Below are 22,951 nucleotides of genomic sequence, written 5' to 3' on the forward strand. Positions count from 1 at the left end.
TGCGCAAAATTCAAACACCTAAAATAAAAAACCATTAATATAAAAACCGCCTCATAAACTAGTTATGAGACGGCCTCGTTTTTTTATGATTTACCCTCCAAAATAGTCTTTTAAAGTGCACCATTCTAGGTTCCTATTCGGAGACCTATCAAGGTTTCTTACCTTAGGTCTCTGAAAATGCTTGAAGCTTCTGTTTTTCAGATGGTTACTAGGAAACAACTCATTGAAAGCAGTAGTGTTAAGGACTAATTTTTTCACCTTAAATAACACTAAAAATAACCAAGTCTTTTGCCCTTTCGTTTTTTATGAAACGAACCAAGCGCTACCCAATGGCAGGGCCATTGCTTAAAATTGACATTCATTTCTCCATTAAATCGCCCATCTTCACTGCGAAAGATTTCACTTATAGAAAATTCGTAAATTTGGAGTTGAAGGCATATTTGCAGCGATAATTAAGACAATTTTAAATGAGTGAGCAGCCACAATCAAACGACATTATATTTTACAATACCCCGACTGGTGACGTAAAAATTGAAGTGATTTTTAATGATGAAACTTTTTGGCTAACTCAAAAGCGTTTGGCTGAACTTTTTGGGGTTGAGAGCAACACAATAACTTATCACTTAAAAGAAATTTTCAAAACCGGCGAACTGAATGAAACTGCAACTACTCGAAAAATTCGAGTAGTTCAGAAAGAAGGTAACCGTGATGTAAATCGAGAGTTAGACTTCTATAATCTCGATGCTATTATCGCTGTTGGTTACCGCGTAAACAGTTTACAGGCTACACAATTTCGGATATGGGCAACAAAAACCCTCAGAGAATATATTGTTAAAGGTTTTGTCCTAGATGATGAGCGTTTGAAACAAGGCAAGCGTTTCGGTAAAGATTATTTTGATGAGCTTTTAGAGCGCATTCGAGAGATACGCGCTAGCGAAAGACGTTTCTATCTTAAAATAACCGATATATATGAGCAGTGTAGCATTGATTACAATAAAGATGCTGACATAACGCAAAAGTTTTTTAAGACGGTTCAAAACAAACTACACTTTGCTATTTCAGGTAAAACCGCTGCACAAATAATTGCAGAGCGAGCAAGTGCAGATAAGCCGAATATGGGTCTCCAGACTTTCAAAAATGCACCCAGCGGCAAAGTACTAAAAGGTGATGTAGGGATAGCGAAAAACTACCTAATAGAAAAGGAGATTAAAGAATTAGAAAGAGTGGTTACTATGTATCTTGACTTTGCAGAATTACAAGCATCAAGGCAGATACCTATGAAAATGAGTGATTGGATAAGCCGTTTAGACGCGTTCCTGCAATTCAACGAATATCAGATCCTTAAAGATGCTGGAAAGATAAGCCATGAAGTAGCAATAAAATTAGCTGAAAAAGAGTACGATAAATTTAGGGTGATACAGGATCAAAACTTTGAAAGCGATTTCGATAAAGAGATTAAAAAAATAAAGTCGAATAAGAAAAAAGATAGACAAAGGGGCTCTTAAACCACTTAAGTGAGATAGTCATTATTCTAATCTCAGTTACGTTCTTTAATTTATTGTAACTGTCAGATTAAATCGTGACTATCTCATTAGATGCGTTTGCCCTGCCCTTTTATCTGACTTTTCCATGGTATCAACCACATCAAGCAGTCTGTGAGTAAAGGTTAATAATCTTCGTTTCCAAAAAACTGGCCAGGATTGGTTCTAACTCTACGCCCTTGTCTCCGCTAAGCATTTACCGTAAGTTGAACGTATGGTTGGCTTAAGGTCTTTTTATTAAAGAAATTCAGTCTGCTCCGTCAATGGTGATATTCAAATCTTCACTGCTGATAACTATTCAACAACGAATTAACTTCATCGCATTTGGTGAGCAGCGATGGGTCGGCATTGATGCGATAGGCGGCGATAAGGTTTTTCAGTGCGTTTATCTGCGGAGCGGCAACCAGTTTGCTCTCCATCAGCTTGGCAATGGCGTTGAGCGTTACATAACGGACATGTTTTAATCTTATTTGCACGCCGAAACGCAATAATCGGTCAACATCACCGCTTTCCGGCTTTAAGGTAACCAGCATAGCGAGGGCGATCAGCAGGCCGTCGCTGTGATAGGTTTTGTTGTAGGCAATAATATCGTCCTTGGTTATTTGCTGGTCGGCTGCGTAATTGGCCATGGCAGCTGTAAGTTCCTGCTTTTTCTGCACGCGGGCGCTATAGTCTGCAATCCTGACGCCGGTGTATTCGTCGGCCATTGCTTTCAGCTGTTGCAATGCAGCCTCTTTGTCTACGGCCCCCGGCAGATTGGCCGGTTGCTGCGCAACCTTCTGCCCCAGCACAGATTGGGCGCTCTGCAGGTTTTCCATTTTTGCTTTAATTTCAATTACCTGGTCTTGCAGGCCCGAATAATTTTTCTGGTCGGCTTTGATCATTTCGCCGCTCAGGTACAATCGCATCACCAGGTAGGCGAACAGAAACCCGAGTATAAAATAACCTACAATTAAGGCGTAGGCCCGGGCCATCAGGTCGTCTGTGGCTTTGTTGGGCGGGTCGAAACCCATGGCGAGATTTGTTGCCAGGCTATACATAAAACCCGGTATTTCCCGGAGCTGCACCAAGCCCAGGCCGACAATGATCTTGGTTAGCCAGTCGGAAATTTCGATGAGGTTATTGTTGATCAGCGGCGTATAGGGCATGGCATTACCGGCTGCAGGTTGTTGACCACCAGCGGCAGCAGTGGCGTTCTGCTGGGCAGGTGCACTGTTTTTGGGTATCGCAAATAAGAAACCTGTCATATTGCCGCTGAGGAAACAAGCCAGCATCCACATCACGGCAGTAACCCTGGAAGCCGCAGTATGCCCGCAGAACATCAGCGCAATAAAGCCTGCCATGCCTGTTACGGTGCAAAACACCAGCACAGGCATCACATCGCTTTTTAGCCGGTTAGCCTGCGCGGCGCCCTTTGAAGAACCGGCATCTTTCTTCTTAAGCAGATCGGGTAGCTTCATAAAAATACGTTCCTGGATAACGCCCATGCCTGATCGGCTGGCTTTGTGCAAGGTTTAATTAATAGTTTAAGTATATTAAATGTAGAAAGATAAATTCATTTTTGCAAACAAATATTCAAATAATAACCTGCTTACCAGGTGGTTATCAAATATTAACTAATAGTATAAATATATGGGTCCGCTACTCACAAATCAGTCAAAAAAAACAAAATAATAATTTGCGAAACCAATCAGTTGCGTTAGATTTACGGCGGGCAATTTTCAAATTCTCCAAAATTGGGAGATTCGTTTTGGTCAGCTTAACGACCTATTATCAACTATAAAAGAACAAAAAGATGAATAATGACCTTTTATTTGATTTTTCTGTAGATAAGGAAAATAAAACCGTTTATGTGATACGCGAATTTAATGCCGGTATCGATCTGGTTTGGAGAGCCTGGACTACAGCTGAGTTGCTCGATAAATGGTGGGGGCCAAAACCATGTGTTTCGAAAACAATTGCTATGAATTTTGAAGTTGGCGGCCGGAGGTTCTCTGCCATGATACTGCCCGACGGACAGGAGCGGTGGATGCTGCAAACATTCACTTCAATTACCCCAAAAACTAATTTTAAAACCTATAATACTTTTGCCGACGAAAACGAAAAGCCCGAATTGCCGGGCTCGGACTGGGATTTGAATTTTAATGAACAAAACGGCAGGACGAAGGTTAGTATTACCATCAACAATGCGTCGCGCGAGCGCTTTGACCGGATAGTTGACGGCTTTAAAGGAGGATTTACCGTAGCACTGGAACAACTGGACGAAATGCTGTTAACATGGTCGGCTAGCTAATTAATTTCAACAACCATACACAACCAAAATAGACTATATGAGAAAGATAATTTCATTTATGCACATATCGCTCGACGGTTTTGTTGCAGGCCCGAATGGCGAAATGAACTGGATTAAAGTTGATGAAGAACTGTTTGATCACGTGGGTAAGCGGATCAGTGAAACGGACACAGCATTATACGGGCGGGTAACCTATGACATGATGCAAAGTTACTGGCCCGAAGCGGGCAACAAGCCCGGTGCCAGCAAGCACGATATTGAACATTCACAATGGTATAACCAGGCGAATAAGATAGTTTTATCAAAAACAATGAAAGGGGAGGAACTGCCCAACACAACTATTATCAGCGACAATCTTTCGGACAGATTGAATGAAATAAAACAACAACCGGGCAGTGAGATAGCGCTTTTTGGCAGCCCGACGGCAACGCACGCACTTATGCAGCAAAATTTGATTGATGGCTACTGGCTGTTTGTAAACCCGGTAATCCTTGGCGAAGGCATCCCCCTGTTTGCCAATATAAAAGACAAAACGAAACTGAAACTATTAGCTACCAGGCAATTTACCAATGGCGTAACCGAATTAAGCTACATCATTGACAGACAGTAAAAGCTATCAACTAAAGGCTTCATCGGACGAAAGTTCTAAGGATGAAGCCTTTAGTTTTATTGGGTCATTTAATTATGCTTTTATCTTTAATGTAAAGGCTCCCAGTACACCCCGCTGTCCGTCGCCATAAAAACCATCCCCTTAAATTCCCGAACAACATACCCATGCACATCGGGTAAAAATTCTTCATTGGCCGCCCATGACGAGCCCGGCAACGGCCTGTGTTTCTTTTGCAGCCATGTGCCCTTTCCTTCGGAATAATTAAGTGTATAGTAGGAGTCCGCGCCGGCGTATAAGGCCCGGCGTTCAAATGGGTTTGGCCCTTTTTTCAAACCAACCGTGTCTAACGACCAGGTGCTGCCAGCACCATCGCTGATTAGTACTGCATTATTGTAGGCTGCAAAAAGCAAACCCGAATCATAGATGATGTCGGTCACCCTGAGTCCCGGCTTATAAGTGGAGTTAAAGAAATACTTCTCGGTCCAGTTCCCGGCACTTTTATCGTAAACATAATAATTGCCGTTTACACCTTGTACCGAAAACAAGGTATTGCCTGCCTGGATCAGTTTCTGCACATCAAGGTTATAATTGGTGGGCAGGCCGTTTTTAAAAGGGAGCCATTGATTATGGGCTTCGTCAAGCGCCGCTACGCCGTCGGCTTCTGATGACCCACTGTACAGTGTATCGTTCAATATGGCAAAGGACGATGCACTGCGGAGCGCTGAACTGCTGCTGGACCACGTTTGGCCGCCGTTATCGCTCACAAAAATGCCGTAAAGCTCGGTGCCTGCGTATAGTTTATTATTAAACACTGTCAAAGCTGTAATAGCGCCGGCACGGTCTATGGGAGTGGAGGCGGTCCAATTCAGACCATCGGTAGAGATGTACACAACGCCCTGTTCAGATGCAGCGTATAGCATTCCATTGGCAACCTCGATAACCCGTATTCGCCCCTCGGGCAGTGCCGTAACTCTTTTCCAGTGGCCGGAAGGTGGTGGCGTTCCGCCTATTTCACCGGGGTCTTTTTTTACCGGGGTCTTGCGGCATGCAGAAAAGATAACTGCGATAGTAATTAAAAATAACAGGGGAGCGGCATAATGTCTTAATTTAATCTTCATATTACACTTAGTATTTCAGTTCTTTAACAGCATGACGTCCGTAAACGATATATAGTTGCCAGTGACCGGAAATTTACCAATTTGACCATCGGTATGGATCATAAAACCCGGTTGCCGGCCCACTTGTCCTTCCGCATGATTATCTACCATATTTAAGCCATTATTCATCCTAAAAACTACACTTAGATTACCAAGCCAGCTGACTCAGCCCTTGCCATCCGGCTTATAAAGCGCTAACTTTACATTATATTTATCTATCAAAATAATTTATATGAGTACTGAAAAAGCTATACTGGCCGGTGGTTGTTTTTGGGGTGTTGAAGAATTGATCAGGCAGCAGCCCGGTGTTATTTCGACCGTAGTAGGCTATACCGGCGGCGATGTAAAAAATGCTACTTACCGCCATCACGGCACCCACGCCGAAGGTATCGAAATTGTATTTGACCCATCCGTAATATCTTACCGCAAATTACTTGAATATTTCTTTCAGATACACGATCCTACCACCCGTAACCGGCAGGGCAATGATATCGGCACATCCTACCGTTCGGCTATTTTTTACCTGGACGAATTACAGCGCCAGACAGCCGAAAAATTGATAGGCGAAATGGAGGCTTCCGGTAAATGGCCCGGCAAAATTGTAACAGAAGTTGTGCCCGCCGGTGATTTCTGGAATGCGGAAGAAGAGCACCAGGATTACTTGCAGAAACATCCGTATGGTTACACCTGCCACTACGAAAGACCGGAGTGGACACTGGGGAATTAAGAGGCTAGCGCCAGTTTAACACATTACTATTCGTTCCAAAAACCGTCAAATACGCGTATGGCCGGAAAGTATTTCGAAAGCATCTTGTAGCTGGTATTCAATATCCAGATCAGCAACCCTACAAGTGCGGCAAGAATAATAGCGATGATGAAGCCTGCTTTAAATGCATCCTCCATTAGTCCGCAACCAGACAAAGAAGTAGCAAATAACAGACAAACGAGTGGTAAAAGTAGTTTTTTCATAGCATACAATTATTAAATGTTGTAATGCAATATTGATACCACTTGTTGTTTAATCTTTTGTGTCAGGCGCGAAAATCCAGTCGAGCCGCACCTGTTTTGCTCATGAAGCTACAAGGTGGTCACGATAATTCGGGAATCCCTTAGTTCTTGGAGATCATCGCGGCATTTTTATCGGCCGGATGCACAACCTTTTGCAGCTTTTCCCACAATACAATGTCTTGCCCGTAAACGTCGTTCCTGAACTGGAGTTGACCAGCCTCATCCTGCCAGCAGGTGATGTAGGTGATGTAAACCGGTGTTTTCTTTGGCAGGGTGATGTCTGATGGATCGGGATTATCATCGTCCATATCTTTTGATATTTCGTCAAATTTCTCCCCGGGCCCGAACAATTTGAATGCCAGTCCCTTCGGGTCGCCCAGGCGTACGCAGCCGTGACTTACCGCACGCATTTTCAACGCAAAGGCGGATTTAACCGGTGTGTCGTGCAAATATACGTTGCTGCGGTTTTTAAACAGGAATTTAATCTTGCCCAGCGAATTTGTTTCACCAGGCCGTTGCTTGAACTCGTAGGGCGAATTTTCTTTGGTGATTTTAGTCCAGTCGATATCTTCCGGGTTGCTCACCAGTTTGCCATCTTTGTAAACATTGATACCCTTATTGTCGAGATAGTAAGGGTCATCGGCGGCTTCTTTTAATATTTCTTTGGAAGCAATACTTTCAGGGATATTCCATATTGGGTTTACCTCAACATAATTGATAATACTGTTAAGAAGCGGCGTCTCATGGTCATTCGGTTTGTCAACTTTGCAGGTGTCGTTGTAGGCAGCAAGCGTATTGGCGTTATCCATATTACGGCCCTGGCCAACGCAAACTTTCATTTTTAAAACCGATTTTCCGCTGTCAATTACATTAAGCATAAAATCAGGGATATTGACAATCACATACTTGTCTTCGTAAGGCTTATTGCGCCATCTAAGCCGTTCCAGGTTAACCAGCAGCATCCGCATGGATTCTTCGCCGGAGCGGCCGTTGGCTATATATTTGGCCGCAAGGGCTTTTTGCAGGGCGAGGTATTGCGGATCCTTAGGTTGCACACTATCAAGGTAGGCGCGCATATCCGCAGTCCGGTATATCTGCAGCATCGATGTGCTGTCGGGTTGCTTGGTGGCCAGAAAATAACGCCGGTAAATAGCTTTAGGATTAACAACACCATACTGCAATGCGTTAGAATAAGCTATAAGTGAATTAGCGGCGGTTATTTCAAGCCTGGCTAACTGGCGGTATGCATCATCAATTTTTTTGATCCCGCCCTTTTTGTTAAACTCATCTATAAGCATATGAAGTTTGTCAGCCTGGAACATATTGGCATCAAGGCCATGCTCATCAGCCTTCATGAAATAGTCAGTAGCGGTCAATAAGTCATTATTGAACAAATGCTTCATTACCAGCTCAGGTGTATAACCGTTTTTGCTGTAATAGTCTTTTATAAAGTCCGCGTATTTTAAATCCGGTTTTTGATTGTCAAGCTCTTGTTTAAAAGATACGGCAAAACCTTCCGGCGTAAAGTCTCTGAAAACTTTATTGTGTGTTTTCTTAAAAAAGAATGTGGCGATTTCCGGACGTTTCTTTTTACAACTCTGTAGTGTAAGAAATAAGGAACAAATGATCAGCAAGGGGACGGCAATCTTCTTTGCCGGGGTAGATAAAGTCATAATTATTAATTGCCTCAAATATAGCGCTTTGTTGCCAAACCGCGTTTAATTACTTAGTAACAGATTTTTGTTAGTTTTGAACATCTATTGATAGTTCGCAGTAACTATATAAAAAAGTATGCCAATTAAAAAAATCATCCTGCCTGTTTTATTTCTTTTAACCTGCGGGCTTTTAAATGCCCAGAATTATCAACCGGTGAATGCTGACGCCACCACCGGGACGAAAAAGATACTCAGGTTTTTGTACAGTATTAAGGGCAAATACATTCTTTCGGGTCAACAAAATTATAACAGCGACCGGAATGTGTTTTCAGACAGTGCAAAGAATATTACCGGCAAATATCCGGCAGTTTGGGGTAGCGATTTTATGAACTGGGGCGACAAGGACCTCGGTCCGCAAATAGTAGAAGAATCTATCAAAAAGGCAAAAGATGGTTACCTGGTAACCCTGATGTGGCACGAGGGCAATCCAACGCAGGACCCTCCGTATGATTTTGAGAAAAATGTAAAAGGCAAGCTGACAGATAAGCAGTGGACAGAACTGACTACCCCCGGAACGGCCCTCTATAATAAATGGATTGGGCAAATTGATGTCGTTGCCGGTTATCTGAAACAGCTGCAGGATGCCGGAGTAACGGTATTATGGCGGCCCTATCACGAAATGAACGGTGTTTGGTTTTGGTGGGGCAACCGAAAAGGCGCGAATGGTATTAGTAAACTGTGGAAGATGATGTACGACAGGTATACCAATTACCATCACTTAAACAATCTGCTATGGGTTTGGGGAGCCAATGCGCCGCGCGATATTCCATACGACGAAGCGTATGACTATAAAGATTTTTATCCGGGCCCTAACTACGTGGATATTTTAGGCGCAGACGTGTATCATTTCGATTACGAACAGAAGGATTACAACGACTTGCTGAAACTGGCTAACGGCAAGCCTATAGCACTTACCGAAACCGGCGAGTTGCCCAATTCCAAAATACTGAGCGTACAACCGCAGTGGACCTGGTTTATGGTTTGGACAAGCTGGTTATGGACCGATAACACCCATGACCGCGTTAAGGAAATTTATAACCTGCCGCAAACGTTAAGTCACGATGAGGTTAAGGATAAATTGAAGTAAGATGAGCAATACAGAAAATAAACCCGAAGTCTGGCTTCGCGGTCCTCTGCCGGGCATCCCGGCCTTATTACAGCCGGTTGCTCATGCCTTGTTACAGGCGCAAAAGGAGATTAATGCACTAATGATAGATTTTCCTGAAGCTTTGCTGTGGGAAAAACCTGCGGGACTCGCTTCGCCAGGGTTTCACCTGCAGCACCTGGCCGGTGTTTTAAACAGGTTATTTACTTACGCCTCCGATGGCCAGCTAACGCAGCAGCAATTGGAATACTTAAAATCTGAAGGAAAGCCACCGGCGGGGGAGTACAGCACCGGTACTTTACTCGATATATTTAATAAACAGGTCGACGCTTGTATCAATCAACTAAAAAGCACCGATGAATCAACACTTACGGATTTCAGGGCTGTAGGCCGGGCCAAACTGCCATCTACCGTTAACGGGCTTTATACACATTCAGCAGAGCATACCATGCGGCACGCGGGGCAATTGCTGGTGACAGTGAAGGTGTTGGCGGACAGGTTTGCGAATAACACCGATTCGAGGCTGATCACTTAAAGTGCGCCCGAAGCACAGCTGTGCCGGTTTTAAAAAAAACGTAATCCTTACCGGGAACTCAAGCCTGCCGCCTTTCTTCCCCGCCTTCCGGCCCATAAAATATCACCCAGGCAGCGAAATCTTCGCTGAAATTTTCGAAACGGTGTTCAGCCCCTGCAGGAACAAAAAGTATATCACCCGGGCCAAAAGGGGAGTATTCGCCATTATTCATAAAATAGCCGGTTCCGCTTATAACGACATATAACTCATCCTGCAGGTGCGGTGTTTGCCTGTCTGTTTCTACCGGGCGATAGATCTCTACAGACATGCTGCCATGCTCCATCAGTTTAACAAAAAGGGCGCCGTCGCTTCCATCAAGCTTCTGTAATGCCTCCGCTACCGTTGATTTCATAAACCAAAGATAGCGGAAAAATTATCCCTTATTGCTGGTAAACTATAGCATCGATAAGTTACCGCAGGTTTTGAAAAGTGCCGAAGCAGCTGCGTTAAGCGATAATTTTCATTTATAGCTAGTTGAAAAAAAGTTTCCCAACTCTTCAAACATTCCCATTGCAAGTGCGTTTCTGGTACATGCAAACAAATACCTTGACAAACAGATACCCGGACAGCGACCTGCAAGAATTTAAGGCGATTATCCTTAATAAAATGGCTGTGGCTAAAGAAGAATTTGAAGCGCTTACCGCATCGTTAAGTAATAACAACCCTAACGGCACTGACGATACCGGCGGCGCTTACCATTCTATAGACGATGGCGCTGCTACGCTTGAAAAAGAGACCATCCACCAGATGGCTGCCCGTCAGAAAAAGTTTATTGAGCAGTTGGATGCTGCGCTGGCCCGGATTGGTAATAAAACCTATGGCATTTGCCGGGCAACCGGCAAACTGATAGAAAAGCAACGTCTAATGGCCGTACCACACACTACTTTATGTATGGAAGCAAAATTGAGACAAAATTGATTGATTGAATAGAAAGGATGAAGCCCCGCAAGGGGCTTTGCTATTTTATGGGTTTATTTCTAAATTTATATCTGCATGCCAAAAATTAAACGATGCCTAAAGAAACCGCAGGCGATTTAATGAAGTTCCTGCTGCCTTATCCCGACAGCGTTAAAACTACAACACTTTGGCTGCGTGAGTTTGTATGGGATCTATATCCGCAAACCAACGAACTGATCTATGATAACTACAATGCGGTGGCATTGGGCTGGTCGCCGACTGATAAGGCAGGCGACGTATTTTGCAGTCTCGCTGTAGTTAGCGATCATGTAAATTTCGGTTTTAACAGGGGCGTTGACTTTCCCGACCGGCAAAAGCTACTGATTGGTAATGGATCACAGTACCGCTACTTCCAGGTGCGCACGATACATGATTTTCCGGCCGAATATGTAAAGGAATTATTGGCCATGGCTTATGAAAATTCTGTCGGCAGGCAAAAGACGGTTAAACAAGTTATAAAAGGAGAGACGATTGTAAAATCTGTTTCACCGGTAAAGCGGAGGCCCGTTTAAAAGCGAAAATTTAATTGAAAATTGATTGATCAAAGGCAAGCCATTTATAGCTGCCACGTACCGTAAGCCTACAATATCAATTGTGCTTCACCGATGCTCTGTCCATCGCCGCTTGTTTTTTAGGGTCAACGTATTCTTCATCACGGCTTTCGGGGACATTGCGCATATCAACCTCATCAATATAAACCCAACGCCCGTTTTTAAGCTTGTAACCGCTATAGGTTAAATCCGGCCCGTAGCTTTTTCTATCATTCTTTTGCTTCGGATCGGGAGGGGCCAGGTGGTCGAACACAATAAGGTTTTGTTCCGGAACATATTTAAGCAGCATAGAAACTTCGCGGTTGTACTCAAATATCACGCGGTCGCGGCTTTTGCCATTACCATCAAAAACACGCTTGCCCAGCTGTATTTTATCATCATTGAATGACAGGACATCAATTACCTTCTTCGTGGCCTCAGCGGTATATCCTTTCCATCCAATCAGTACATAATAGGGTTTTGGTGCGTTGTACACGGGAATTATTTTGTAATACTGTGCGCCATACCATCCGCGGTTGTCAGATACGGTATCTTCCGGATTTTTTGTCAAAGGAGAATAATCCTCCAGAGGGTACATTTTAAGTTTGCCGCCGGTATTTAATTGCACGGTACCATAAAAGCGGTAGCTTCCGTCGTTATTTTGGATGTGCCAGCAAAAAATGCGAAACCGGTTGTCCGGCGAGTTGATGACATTGATAGATTTTACTGAATCGAACCCATACAGAAATGAATTAGGCATTTTCAGTGCGCTTACCAGCACCCTGATGAAGGCATAATTGGCATTTTTGCGCTCGAGGTCATTCTCGTCATTAATAAACTTTTTTCCGAGCGAAATAAGCGTATCCTGGTACAGGTTCAGTTGTTTTAAGCGGCCATTTTCATCAGAATGCTGGGCTAAAACAAGCCGTGGCATCAGGGCTACTGCCAGGCAAAAAATCAGGGCATTTTTCATCACCCCTAATTAACGAAAATTTTGCAGAATCATTGCACTGGCGCCGCCGCCGCCGTTGCAAATTCCGGCAGCGCCGTAGTTGCCGTTATTTTGCTTTAATACGTTTAGCAGGGTAACGATTATCCTCGCGCCTGATGCCCCCAGCGGATGGCCCAATGAAACAGCTCCGCCGTTAACATTTACTTTGGCCGGGTCAAGTTTTAAAAGCTGGTTGTTGGCGATAGCTACCACCGAAAAAGCTTCATTTATTTCGTAGAAATCGATTTGATCTGCTGACAGATTCGCGCGATGCAGTGCCAGCGGAACTGCTTTTGATGGAGCCGTGGTAAACCATTCGGGCGCCTGTTGCGCATCAGCAAAAGAAATTATTTTAGCAAGCGGCTTAATGCCTAGTTCATCAGCTTTCTCTTTACTCATTAAAACAACCGCCGCTGCGCCGTCATTCAAGGTTGATGCGTTAGCTGCCGTAACTGTGCCTTCTTTTTTGAATACTGGCTTTAAAGATGGGATTTTATCAAATTTGACAGCCTTAGGTTCCTCATCGTCAGTAAATAACGTTACATCGCCTTTTTTATCTTTTAGCTCAACCGGGGTTATTTCTTCTTTGAACTTGCCGGCCGCCTGTGCTGCCTGCGAGCGTTTATAGGATTCAATTGCGAAGGCATCCTGTTCTTCGCGGCTTACGTTACATTCAACTGCACAAAGTTCTGCCGCCGAACCCATGTGATAATCGTTATAAACATCCCAAAGACCGTCTTTTACCAAGCCGTCGGTAATTTGCCCATGTCCCAGGCGGTAGCCGTTGCGGGCTTTGTCGAGATAGTAAGGTACATTGCTCATGCTTTCCATGCCGCCGGCCACAACAATGTCGTTCCCGCCCGAGGCTATGCTTTGTGCGGCGAGCATAATAGCCTTCATACCCGATGCGCAAACTTTATTAATAGTTGTAGCGGGTAACGACGGCAACCCTGCGTATATGGCAGCCTGAGTGGTGGGCGCCTGGCCCAGGTTAGCCGATAATACATTGCCCATGAATACTTCCTGCAACTGCTCGGGCTTTAAGCCAGCTTTTTCAATAACCGATTTTATAACGATGCTGCCCAGCTGGGTTGCCGAAAGCCCAGCCAGACTGCCGCCAAAACTGCCTATAGGTGTACGGGTTGCCGATACTATTACTACTTCTTTCATGATGAGACGTTTTTGAATTGGTGACGCAAAGGTAATTATTTTTATTATGCATGCATAGTTTTGTTGTCGTGGAGACGCAATATTTACGCCTCGCGGATTCGTTTTCGAATGGTATTATTAAAGATGCTGTATACCACGTCCTTACGATTACCAAGATATTAAATGTTTTTTTTTGGTAACGAAGCTTTTAGTATCGTCGTCTTATAGGCATGAAAATACGATACCTGATTTTTTTAACGCTGTTCGCTCTTCTGTTATTCAACTTTGCCGATGCTCAAACCGGTAAAATTTCCGGATCCGTTCTCGATGAAGCCAAAAAGCCGCTGGACGGCGCCACTGTTGCTTTGATTGTCGCTAAAGATTCTTCTGTAGTTAATGTCCAGCTTGCTGAAAAAGACGGCGGCTTTAACTTCCAGAACTTAAAAAGCGGGACCTACCTTGTAAAAGTGAGCTATATAGGCTACCAGAATTACTTAAGTAACACCATTCAGCTGGCTGACCAAAAGCAGGTTAGCCTTCCCGGATTTATTTTATCGCCGGCAGGCAAAACCCTTAAGGAAGTGGCTGTAACCGGGCAAAAGTCATTTATTCAGCAAAAGATTGACCGCACGGTAGTTAATGTAGGCGCCTTGATATCAAACACCGGCACCAATGCGCTTGAAGTGCTGGAAAAGACACCCGGCGTGCAGGTGGATGCTGACGGCAACATCACCTTTAAAGGAAAAAGCGGCGTGTTGGTAATGATGGACGATAAGCCCACCTATCTTTCCGCGGCCAACCTCGCGACGTACCTGCGCTCGTTACCCTCATCGGCCTTAGACCAAATAGAACTGATGGATAACCCGCCTGCAAAATATGATGCAGCCGGCAATGCAGGCGTTATCAATATAAAAACCAAAAAAAACAAAATTAAAGGGTTTAACGCAGTTATATCTGCCGATTATTCACAGGGGTTTTACGGGCACAGCAGTGAAAACATGAACCTGAATTATCGTGTAAATAAGGTCAACCTGTTCGCCAACCTATCGTACAATGAACAGCGCACACACAGGCGGCTGGAGATTGACAGGTTTTACCTAGACCCTGCCAGCCCGACATCGTCACTGGCAGATATTTCCTATTTCCGCCCGCAAAGCCACAATACCAACCTGAAAGTTGGAATGGATTTTTATGCCACACCTAAAACAACCTGGGGCATAGTTTATACGGGCGATATATCGCGCCAGTTTGATAATAGTCCGGTTTATAGTCTTTTGTATGGACAGAGCGGCGGTCTTGATTCCACCATTTATACGCAAAATACTTCAAAAAATAAGTTTAATAGCAATGGTATAAATGTAAATTATACCCACAAATTTGACAGCGCCGGGCGACAGCTGGCTTTTGATCTTGATTATATACACGATGTTGCCGGCAGCAATCAATTGTTTGTGAATAATACCATTCTACCGGACGGCACCAATACAAGGCAGACTATCCTGAATGATGATCTGCCATCGTTTATTAATATTTATTCAGCAAAAGCAGATTATTCGCATCCGCTGAAGAACAAGGCCAAATTTGAAGCAGGTGTAAAAAGCAGCTATGTAAATACCGATAACGCCGCCAATTATTTCAATGTGGTTAATAGTGTTAGTACCATCGATTACAATAACACCAACCGGTTTTTATATAAGGAGAATATTAATGCGGCTTACGTTAATTTTAATAAGGACTTTGGCCGAATTTCATTACAAACGGGCTTAAGGGTTGAAAATACAAATGGAAACGGGCATCAACTGGGTAATGCGCAAAAGCCGGATTCTTCGTTTGCCAACCATTATACCAACCTGTTCCCAACGGCGTATCTTTCTTATAACCTGGATACCGCAGGGCATAAAGTGTTGATTGCATCGTACGGTCGCCGTGTTGGCCGCCCCAATTATGGAAGCTTAAATCCATTTACCTTTTTTGTAGATCAATATACTTATTTCTCCGGTAACCCTTTTTTGAAACCGGAATTTACCGACAACTATAAATTGGCTTATAGTTACAGAAACTGGCTTACAGTAGCAGTTTCGTACAATTATACTTCCGACATTCAGAACGAAACCATACATAAAAGCGGCGATGTATTTATAAGTACCACCGGCAATATCGGTCAGCGGAAAACACTGGATTTTTCGGTAACTACCAATTTTCATCCTGCTAAATGGTGGACGGTAAATCTATATGCCGAAGTGTTCAGGAATACATACCAGGGTGCGTTTTATACGGGCTACCTCGACCAGTCGAAAGTTACGTTTTCGGGAAATGGGAATAACCAGTTCGCTATATCCTCAACCTGGAGCGCTGAGCTGAGCGGTTTTTATAATGGCCGCGGTACTTACGGCCAGTTTGAGCCATTGCCGATGGGTATGCTGAATGCTGCCGTCCAGAAAAAAATATTAAACAACAAGGGTGCCGTAAAGCTAAGCATGCGCGACATATTTCACACGTTTAGCCCCAGCGGCAATATTACCAATATAGTTGGCGCAAGGGCTACTTACCATAATACCCTGGATACCCAGGTAGCAACCTTGGCGTTTACCTACAGCTTCGGCAAATCAGTTAAAACGCCGCCAAGACGTGATACGGGCGGCGCAGATAGCGAACAGGGCAGGGCGCATTAGGGCTTTATCATGTAGAGACGTATTATATTGCGTCTCTATGTGTCCTTCTTCTTTTTCTTTTTCCGCTCATTCAAAGCCTGTTGCAGCAAGTATTCAACCTGGCCATTGGTGCTGCGGAACTCGTCTGCAGCCCATTGCTCCAGCTCTTTAAGCACTTCGGGGTTAATGCGCAATATGAATGCTTTTTTTTCGGCCATAATTAATGTGCTGCCCGCTTGCGCCGCCTCAATGTTATTAAAAATCTGCCTAAAAATATAAGCGTTGGTATAACCGTTTGTGGCGCCATGCTATTTTGAATGGTTACTGAATCTGTCCAGCTGAAGATAGACGAACTGATCTGCAGCACTTCACCAATACCATCGGCTTCCCAGGTATATTCGCAGGAAAATATATTACGGCGATAGAAAATGGCCTTGAATCCAGTTTGCAGAGTTAAATTAACTTTACGGCTCAGCCATGGCCTGTGCGCGGAGCCGATAACCTGATCGCCTTTATCAAGGATGTTGATAGTGCGCGAAAATAGTCCGGCAGGCGCCAGTGTAAGTTTCGCTTGTGCCGTTTCGAAGAATACAACCCAGGGTGTATGAAAATTCATTTCGCCAAAAACAGCACTGTCATCCTTCAATACATAATGTCTGCTGAATAAGCCATCGCGTACTAATGCAAGCGAGGTGTTGATTTTCGTATTAAGCTTGCTGAACATAAGTATTAATGGTAAAGGGTGCCTGTGTTAACAACCGGGTTCACACTCCTGTCGCCGCATAGTACTACCAGCAGGTTGCTCACCATGGCAGCTTTACGTTCTTCATCCAGGTCTACTATGTTTTGGTCTGATAAGCGCTGCAAAGCCATTTCAACCATACCTACGGCTCCCTCAACAATAAGCCTTCTTGCTGAAATTATAGCCGATGCCTGCTGGCGCTGCAACATGGTATGGGCAATCTCGGGCGCGTAGGCCAGGTGAGAAATGCGGGCTTCCAGCACTTCGATACCGGCCCGGTCAAGGCGCTCATTCAATTCCTTTTCCAGCATGTGGCTCACCTGTTCTGCACCGCCGCGGAGGGTTATCACAGCATTTTCATCCTCTATGTTATCATAGGGGAATGAGTTGGCCAAATGCCTTACGGCCGCTTCGCTTTGGATGTTTACATACTGGATGTAATTTTCTACCGCGAAAACGGCGCTCGCGGTATTTTTTATCTGCCATACTATTACTGCTGCAATTTCGATGGGGTTACCAACACTGTCGTTCACCTTCAATTGCTGGCCGTTTAAATTAAATGCTTTAAGGGACACTTTCTTTTTAACGGTGAAAGGGTTTACCCAAAAGAAACCATCCTTCTTGATAGTCCCCACATATTTGCCAAAAAGCGTCAATACTTTTGATTCATTTGGATTAACAATCACCAGACCCGGCAGCACAAGAATGAAGTTTACCGCCAGGATGACAGCGCCTGTTACCGGCGATTTTATTGCAAATGAATATATGGCGGCGCCAATAAGCGCCAGGAATAAAACAAACACAAGATAACCCGACGGAGGGTTAATGATTTTTTCGGTGTTCATGGTTTAAATTGATTTTAAAATGATATCACAAAGCTATCATGTATTTTTAATAAAAACAAAAAAATACAGCAGGTTTTCAGTCTGTTAGTTTGCTGATGACCTATTGCCTGTTTTTGATGGAGACGGATTGCTGACATGGCCGGCCGCCGGCTTTGAGCTAAGCGGCTCGGCTGTGATATAAAGTTTTGCGGCATACCCTGCGTTTTCTCCGTCGGCCCAGCTGTTAAAAAGCGATAGTTAATTTTAAAAACTTTATTTTTGTGTCAGAAAGATCTACATGGCACAACTATCTGCTTCGCGTCAAAAGGCATTATTCCGCAAATACTCCCGTAATATCAAATTCTTAATGATGCTCGCGAGCGTATGCGTAATAGTTTTTACCTTGCCCAAACAAGCAAAATTTAGCTATGATATTGAGAAAGGCCGCATTTGGAATCAAAAAGACCTGGTGTCGCCTTATAACTTCGCCATATTAAAAACGCAGCAGGAAATTGAGAACGACCAGAAAACAGCACTAGCCAGTATTACGCCTATCTATCAGTCTAATACGGGTCTTGTAACCCACCAACTGGAAGGCTTTAAGAACGACCTGGAAGTGAAATGGCACAATGCAGGCATACCTGATAACAAAAAGCAAAAATATGCAACAACCGGCTACGACCTGCTGAAATCGCTGTACGATAAAGGGGTGTACAACCCTAATCCTAAATACCAGCAAAATTCAGAAAATTACAAGGTAACCATACTGACGTTTAACCTGGCGACCGATAAAAATACCGCGGACCTGTACACCAAGCAGCAGGCAATAGACTACGCTGATCAATTTTTAACTGCACACAAAGACCTGGATAAAGCCTTTCTGCTTGATTTAATTAACAACCGCCTGCAGCCGAACCTGGTATATGATAACCGGCTGACTTCAAGACTTGAAAAAGAGGCGGTGGATAACCTTTCCATTACGCGGGGCATGGTGCAAAAAGGGGAAGTTATTATAGCCAAGGGCTCTGTGGTGAGTGATGAGGCTTACCAGAAACTGCTGTCTTTTAAAAAAGCATTCGAAGATAATGCCCGTGTAAACGGCGACCATTGGCTGGTACTGCTCGGCCAGTTTTTGCTGGTAGCGATAGCCATAACCTTGCTGATTGTCTTTCTTTACCTGTTCCGGAAAGACATTTATGCCGATAACCGCCTGGTGAGCCTGATTTTGCTGGTAATTACTGCTATGGTGTTTACGCTTTCGCTGGCTATTAAACTGCAATTGCCTAACCTTTATTATATCCCGTACTGTATAGTACCTATTATCATCCGCATTTTGTTTGATACCCGTTTGGCGCTTAACATACACCTGCTGGTGGTATTAATCGCTGGCTTTTTTGTGCCTAATAGTTTCGAATTTGCCTATTTTGAAATAACGGCGGGCATGGTATCTATCTACAGCATTAAAAACCTCATCCGGCGCGAACAATTCTTAATGTCGGCCCTGATCATCACGTTTACTTATTTTGTGGCTTTCCTGGGTATCACTTTTATCCGCGAAGGGTCTGTTCGCAATATCGACTGGATGGATTTTGTGCCATTTGTGGTGAGTGTATTGCTTACCTTACTGGCTTATCCGCTGATTTACATTTTTGAAAAAATATTCGCTATTACATCAGATATTACGCTTATCGAGCTTACCAATACCAATGCACCTTTGCTGCGTGAAATGGCTTTTACCGCGCCGGGAACCTTTCAGCATTCGCTGCAGGTAGCCAATCTGGCCGAGAATGCCATATATGCTATCGGCGGCAATTCGTTGCTGGTTAGGGCAGGGGCCCTGTACCACGATATCGGCAAGATGGAGAACCCGCTTTACTTCATCGAAAATCAAACTTCCGGTTTTAACCCGCATGACAAGCTGCCGTATCAGGAAAGCGCCCAGATCATTATCCGTCACGTAAGCCAGGGCATTGAGATGGCAAGAAAGGCGAATTTGCCCGAGATCGTCATCGACTTCATCCGCACCCACCACGGCGACACAAGGGTGGATTATTTTTACCAGTCGTTTCTAAAGAATTTCCCCGAGAAATTTATTGATGAAAATACCTTCCGTTATCCCGGGCCGGTGCCTTTCTCTAAAGAAGGCGGCGTATTGATGCTGGCCGATTCTGTAGAAGCAGCCTCCAGGGCATTAAAAGAACCTGACGAACAGTCTATCAGCAATCTTGTTGACCGTATCGTAAAATACAAGCTCGACCAAAACCAGCTTAAAGACAGCGATATCACCCTAAAGGATATTGAGACCATCAAAACCATATTTAAGCGAATGCTGATGAGCATTTACCACGTAAGAATGGATTATTAAGGTTTTCTACGGTACATAATTGATTTGTTTTTGACAAGTTGCCGTTATATCATTCTAATTTCTGCATGGTGTGTATACTCTTACAATGGACAAACCTATCCTTCGGGACGACCGCGCATGCAAAATGGTAAATCAAAATCTTACTATAATGAAAAGAAAATAATTATTAATAAGACAAAACAATGGTAGGAAGGAATTTAGAAACTATATTTCTATGCTTAATGCAGCTCTCAATTTAAATGTCGAGAAAGAAAGCTTCTTGGATCTGGAGGCAACTGATGAGATTAAAAAGAAGTTTTATGAGGGATTCAATTGTCAAGTAAAGAAATTTAACAAAAGCTATGATAGCCATTCCGAAGAGGAATTACGTGCCGATGTCGAGGCTATAGCTAGATGAAGAAGTATATTTGATAACAAAGCAAAGTGAAATATGCGGCGCCGTTAAAATCCCTGCGATTAAAGCATTGAATAATTATAAGGCAATCATAGAATTAGATGGAGATTCTTTGAATTTAATAACGGTAGATGATTCAAACCATATTCATTTATCCCTACCGTTAAACCAAGCACAAGCCCGGGTTAGCGATGGCGCGGATACCAGCCACCCCCTGCTGGCGGAGCGTTTGCCGGTGACGGAGTCGGCTATGAACAACACGTTGGAACAACAAGGCTCCTTATCCCCGTTTAGTTCAGCCTACTAAAAAAGTGTCCTGGATTGGATTAATTGCCAATTGGTTGACTCATACAATTTCTAGATAATTTATAATAAATTGTATTTACGTTTAGCAGCAATGAATTTCTTTTTCAATAAAATCTACAACAATGAAAGTCAAAATACGGCCCATTATTTTTCTTATAGTCTTTTTTTGTTTATACATTATCTATGTTATCATTACCTCGCAGCAGCAATCCGCTCAACAAGATGAAAGATATCATAAGCAATTAGTGTTGATTGGAAAAATTAGATTCAAAGGGGGAATCATCGGCAGAAAAATCTACAAATATGCCGGGAAAAATTATTATTTGATTTGTATCAAATTAGATTATTCAAATACTGAACAAATCTACATTTACAATAACTTATGTGGATTAAAAATAAAAAATGGCATTGCGACAATCTCAGCCGGCTTTTATGATCCTGCATTAGGGGAACCAAAATTTGTAGAGGTTAATATGAACAGCGATAATAAGCTTAAGACTACATACAAGGATGGAAGTAGTACGGTGAATATTTGTACGCTTGACCCATATGGCGCGCCGGAGAAGGATATGAATATTTGCAATTAGAGCCAGCCGCGTGATGGGTAGGGTAGTGGATCAAAACCGTTGGTGACACTATAAGATCTATAAGCTTCCCTTGCTGTCAGTAGTTTATTCGGATCGCTGTTCGAATGTCTTTCGCCGCAATTAGGTATTTTTACTTTTGAATCGTTTATCCTGCAATCAAAGAGCTCTAGCGGACCTGGAGTGTATTCAAAGGTAAGGGCGAATACGGTCAACCGGGAGGGGGCAGAGAAGCGATAATTTTTCAACCGTTTCCCGTAATTGGAGGATTTAAATTAAATTAAAGTTAAATATGTTATATTATAATGTATATAATAATATCACTGATGAAGAGTTTATCGATATAAGAAATAAGATGACTGCTTTAGAGCAGAAAATGAGCGTTATGCTTAACCCCCTAGGATGGAAACTAACAATGCCCGTCCGTGATAACGAGGGATTAATCGTTGATTTTACGATTGATGAAAAAGAATTTTGGGGAAATATTGGTTTTGAATATGTCGATGAGCCCGGGCAGCCTGTTTTTACTTTCTATGTTACCAAAACATACTATCTCCGAACCGATAGATTTTTTGTTAAAAAACTGCTTTATAAGAACAAAAAGTTAGCTTTTTACGATCAAGATCTTATGAAGATTATTAAAGATGCCTTGAAATTATACCATCTTTGGGACGCGGAATATTTGCGTAAACACAATATGCTATGAAGTCCTGTGCTGTCCGTATTTTATTCTACGCGCTGTTCGAACGTCTGTGACTTCGGATGCTATGCAAGTAGTTTGCCCGTCGACTGATGTGACTACTTCAGTTGCTGAATTATCGTACCATGGTGCCAAGGCTGTTAATACAATTAAATTCACTTCCGAAGGGGCTAATTTCTTTAATGCCACTAGCCCAATCATGAATTTTGGAGTAAAGTATGCTCCTAGATTAATGTCCCGTGGATTTAGGGCGGCAGGCTATGACGGGATAATATATAACTCTTTAAGAGCCTCGGGTACAAATGTCGTACAATTTAGTAATTTTGGTACATTAACAAGGGGCCTTTTATTTCATTGACATGGAGAAGATAAAACTAAGCCTTTTTGTAACCCCATTTATCACACTTAAGGGTAAAATGCATCGTTATTCATTAAGCGATATGGCATACGGAGAGTGGCTGGTCTATAAAGACGGCTGTCCTAAATATTATTTTTCTATTTGGGACGATAAAGACTCGATAACGATACCTAAAGGCTTTTCTAATATGGAAGAATATATAGAATTTAGACTGAAATCAGTCGATAGTAAATTGACTTTAAAACAGAATCTTTGGGGATTACCAACATCTAAGCCCTATACAGAAATGGTTGAATTAGAGAAATTACCTACAAAGCTAGTCATACCAGAAAAATAAGGTTAATATACTAGCTGTCCGTAATTTAGTACTGGGGCTGGCCAAAAAGGTACCAACTCC

24 protein-coding genes are annotated in these 22,951 nt (G+C 43.2%); 14 read left to right on the plus strand and 10 right to left on the minus strand.

Annotated features, from left to right (window positions below; genetic code table 11):
- Positions 1 to 467: 467 nt before the first annotated feature.
- A complete protein-coding gene (locus Q3W13_RS23135; protein WP_302868064.1) occupies positions 468 to 1,505 on the plus strand; it encodes a virulence RhuM family protein in 1,038 nt (345 codons plus the stop codon).
- A gap of 317 nt (positions 1,506 to 1,822) precedes the next feature.
- Here Q3W13_RS23135 and Q3W13_RS23140 read toward each other — a convergent pair whose 3' ends face one another.
- Positions 1,823 to 3,052 (minus strand): hypothetical protein, encoded by a 1,230-nt coding sequence (locus Q3W13_RS23140; RefSeq protein ID WP_302868066.1) that lies wholly within the window; start codon positions 3,050 to 3,052, stop codon positions 1,823 to 1,825.
- A gap of 284 nt (positions 3,053 to 3,336) precedes the next feature.
- Here Q3W13_RS23140 and Q3W13_RS23145 point away from each other — a divergent pair, with 284 nt between their 5' ends.
- A complete protein-coding gene (locus Q3W13_RS23145; RefSeq protein ID WP_302868068.1) occupies positions 3,337 to 3,834 on the plus strand; it encodes an SRPBCC domain-containing protein in 498 nt (165 codons plus the stop codon).
- Between the two features lie 37 nt (positions 3,835 to 3,871).
- The gene (locus tag Q3W13_RS23150; protein ID WP_302868069.1) at positions 3,872 to 4,444 is read left to right on the plus strand and encodes a dihydrofolate reductase family protein; all 573 of its coding nucleotides are present in this window, start codon (positions 3,872 to 3,874) and stop codon (positions 4,442 to 4,444) included.
- A gap of 86 nt (positions 4,445 to 4,530) precedes the next feature.
- On the opposite strand, the gene Q3W13_RS23155 is transcribed toward Q3W13_RS23150, so the two are convergent.
- On the minus strand, positions 4,531 to 5,562 hold the full coding sequence (locus Q3W13_RS23155) for a hypothetical protein (RefSeq protein WP_302868071.1): 1,032 nt from the start codon (positions 5,560 to 5,562) through the stop codon (positions 4,531 to 4,533).
- Between the two features lie 271 nt (positions 5,563 to 5,833).
- Between Q3W13_RS23155 and msrA the strand changes: the two genes are divergently transcribed.
- Positions 5,834 to 6,328: a peptide-methionine (S)-S-oxide reductase MsrA gene (gene msrA / locus Q3W13_RS23160; RefSeq protein ID WP_302868073.1), complete on the plus strand. Its 495-nt coding sequence runs from the start codon at positions 5,834 to 5,836 to the stop codon at positions 6,326 to 6,328.
- 26 nt (positions 6,329 to 6,354) lie between these two features.
- Here the strand turns inward: msrA and Q3W13_RS23165 are convergent, their stop codons facing one another.
- Together Q3W13_RS23165 and Q3W13_RS23170 are read right to left on the minus strand one after the other, a co-directional pair.
- Positions 6,355 to 6,570, minus strand: coding sequence for a hypothetical protein (locus tag Q3W13_RS23165; protein WP_302868075.1), 216 nt, complete (start codon positions 6,568 to 6,570; stop codon positions 6,355 to 6,357).
- Between the two features lie 140 nt (positions 6,571 to 6,710).
- On the minus strand, positions 6,711 to 8,282 hold the full coding sequence (locus Q3W13_RS23170; RefSeq protein ID WP_302868077.1) for a L,D-transpeptidase family protein: 1,572 nt from the start codon (positions 8,280 to 8,282) through the stop codon (positions 6,711 to 6,713).
- Positions 8,283 to 8,400: 118 nt separating this feature from the next.
- Between Q3W13_RS23170 and Q3W13_RS23175 the strand changes: the two genes are divergently transcribed.
- Both Q3W13_RS23175 and Q3W13_RS23180 read left to right on the plus strand, forming a co-directional pair.
- Positions 8,401 to 9,411 carry a glycosyl hydrolase gene (locus Q3W13_RS23175; RefSeq protein WP_302868079.1) on the plus strand — a complete coding sequence of 337 codons (1,011 nt, stop codon included), beginning with the start codon at positions 8,401 to 8,403 and terminating at the stop codon, positions 9,409 to 9,411.
- Between the two features lies 1 nt (position 9,412).
- Positions 9,413 to 9,964, plus strand: a complete 552-nt coding sequence (locus Q3W13_RS23180; RefSeq protein WP_302868081.1) for a DinB family protein — start codon at positions 9,413 to 9,415, stop codon at positions 9,962 to 9,964.
- A gap of 58 nt (positions 9,965 to 10,022) precedes the next feature.
- On the opposite strand, the gene Q3W13_RS23185 is transcribed toward Q3W13_RS23180, so the two are convergent.
- Positions 10,023 to 10,355, minus strand: a complete 333-nt coding sequence (locus tag Q3W13_RS23185) for a cupin domain-containing protein (RefSeq protein ID WP_302868083.1) — start codon at positions 10,353 to 10,355, stop codon at positions 10,023 to 10,025.
- A 179-nt stretch (positions 10,356 to 10,534) separates the two neighbouring features.
- Between Q3W13_RS23185 and Q3W13_RS23190 the strand changes: the two genes are divergently transcribed.
- Positions 10,535 to 10,921 carry a TraR/DksA C4-type zinc finger protein gene (locus Q3W13_RS23190; protein ID WP_302868087.1) on the plus strand — a complete coding sequence of 129 codons (387 nt, stop codon included), beginning with the start codon at positions 10,535 to 10,537 and terminating at the stop codon, positions 10,919 to 10,921.
- Positions 10,922 to 11,013: 92 nt separating this feature from the next.
- A complete protein-coding gene (locus Q3W13_RS23195) occupies positions 11,014 to 11,472 on the plus strand; it encodes a hypothetical protein (protein ID WP_302868089.1) in 459 nt (152 codons plus the stop codon).
- Positions 11,473 to 11,548: 76 nt separating this feature from the next.
- On the opposite strand, the gene Q3W13_RS23200 is transcribed toward Q3W13_RS23195, so the two are convergent.
- Both Q3W13_RS23200 and Q3W13_RS23205 read right to left on the minus strand, forming a co-directional pair.
- Positions 11,549 to 12,463, minus strand: a complete 915-nt coding sequence (locus Q3W13_RS23200; protein ID WP_302868091.1) for a hypothetical protein — start codon at positions 12,461 to 12,463, stop codon at positions 11,549 to 11,551.
- 9 nt (positions 12,464 to 12,472) lie between these two features.
- Positions 12,473 to 13,651, minus strand: a complete 1,179-nt coding sequence (locus Q3W13_RS23205) for an acetyl-CoA C-acyltransferase (RefSeq protein ID WP_302868093.1) — start codon at positions 13,649 to 13,651, stop codon at positions 12,473 to 12,475.
- A gap of 209 nt (positions 13,652 to 13,860) precedes the next feature.
- Between Q3W13_RS23205 and Q3W13_RS23210 the strand changes: the two genes are divergently transcribed.
- Positions 13,861 to 16,302 carry a TonB-dependent receptor gene (locus tag Q3W13_RS23210; protein ID WP_302868095.1) on the plus strand — a complete coding sequence of 814 codons (2,442 nt, stop codon included), beginning with the start codon at positions 13,861 to 13,863 and terminating at the stop codon, positions 16,300 to 16,302.
- 35 nt (positions 16,303 to 16,337) lie between these two features.
- Here the strand turns inward: Q3W13_RS23210 and Q3W13_RS23215 are convergent, their stop codons facing one another.
- Genes Q3W13_RS23215 through Q3W13_RS23225 form a run of 3 tightly spaced genes read right to left on the minus strand, consistent with a single transcriptional unit; the run spans position 16,338 to position 17,868 of the window.
- Positions 16,338 to 16,499 (minus strand): Arc family DNA binding domain-containing protein, encoded by a 162-nt coding sequence (locus Q3W13_RS23215; protein WP_302868097.1) that lies wholly within the window; start codon positions 16,497 to 16,499, stop codon positions 16,338 to 16,340.
- Between the two features lie 2 nt (positions 16,500 to 16,501).
- On the minus strand, positions 16,502 to 17,005 hold the full coding sequence (locus Q3W13_RS23220) for a hypothetical protein (RefSeq protein ID WP_302868099.1): 504 nt from the start codon (positions 17,003 to 17,005) through the stop codon (positions 16,502 to 16,504).
- Positions 17,006 to 17,010: 5 nt separating this feature from the next.
- Positions 17,011 to 17,868 (minus strand): SPFH domain-containing protein, encoded by an 858-nt coding sequence (locus Q3W13_RS23225; protein WP_302868100.1) that lies wholly within the window; start codon positions 17,866 to 17,868, stop codon positions 17,011 to 17,013.
- Between the two features lie 277 nt (positions 17,869 to 18,145).
- On the opposite strand from Q3W13_RS23225, the gene Q3W13_RS23230 reads away from it, so the two are divergent.
- The 5 genes from Q3W13_RS23230 (at position 18,146) to Q3W13_RS23250 (ending at position 22,891) form a co-directional block, all read left to right on the plus strand.
- Positions 18,146 to 20,212, plus strand: coding sequence for an HD family phosphohydrolase (locus Q3W13_RS23230; RefSeq protein ID WP_302868102.1), 2,067 nt, complete (start codon positions 18,146 to 18,148; stop codon positions 20,210 to 20,212).
- Between the two features lie 407 nt (positions 20,213 to 20,619).
- A complete protein-coding gene (locus Q3W13_RS23235) occupies positions 20,620 to 20,913 on the plus strand; it encodes a hypothetical protein (RefSeq protein ID WP_302868104.1) in 294 nt (97 codons plus the stop codon).
- 121 nt (positions 20,914 to 21,034) lie between these two features.
- Positions 21,035 to 21,499 (plus strand): hypothetical protein, encoded by a 465-nt coding sequence (locus tag Q3W13_RS23240; protein ID WP_302868105.1) that lies wholly within the window; start codon positions 21,035 to 21,037, stop codon positions 21,497 to 21,499.
- 352 nt (positions 21,500 to 21,851) lie between these two features.
- Complete coding sequence (locus tag Q3W13_RS23245; protein WP_302868106.1) at positions 21,852 to 22,202, plus strand: hypothetical protein; 351 nt, start codon at positions 21,852 to 21,854, stop codon at positions 22,200 to 22,202.
- A gap of 353 nt (positions 22,203 to 22,555) precedes the next feature.
- Positions 22,556 to 22,891 (plus strand): hypothetical protein, encoded by a 336-nt coding sequence (locus tag Q3W13_RS23250; RefSeq protein ID WP_302868108.1) that lies wholly within the window; start codon positions 22,556 to 22,558, stop codon positions 22,889 to 22,891.
- The last annotated feature ends 60 nt before the right edge of the window (positions 22,892 to 22,951 follow it).

The organism is Mucilaginibacter sp. L3T2-6, from assembly GCF_030519355.1.
GTDB lineage: Bacteria > Bacteroidota > Bacteroidia > Sphingobacteriales > Sphingobacteriaceae > Mucilaginibacter.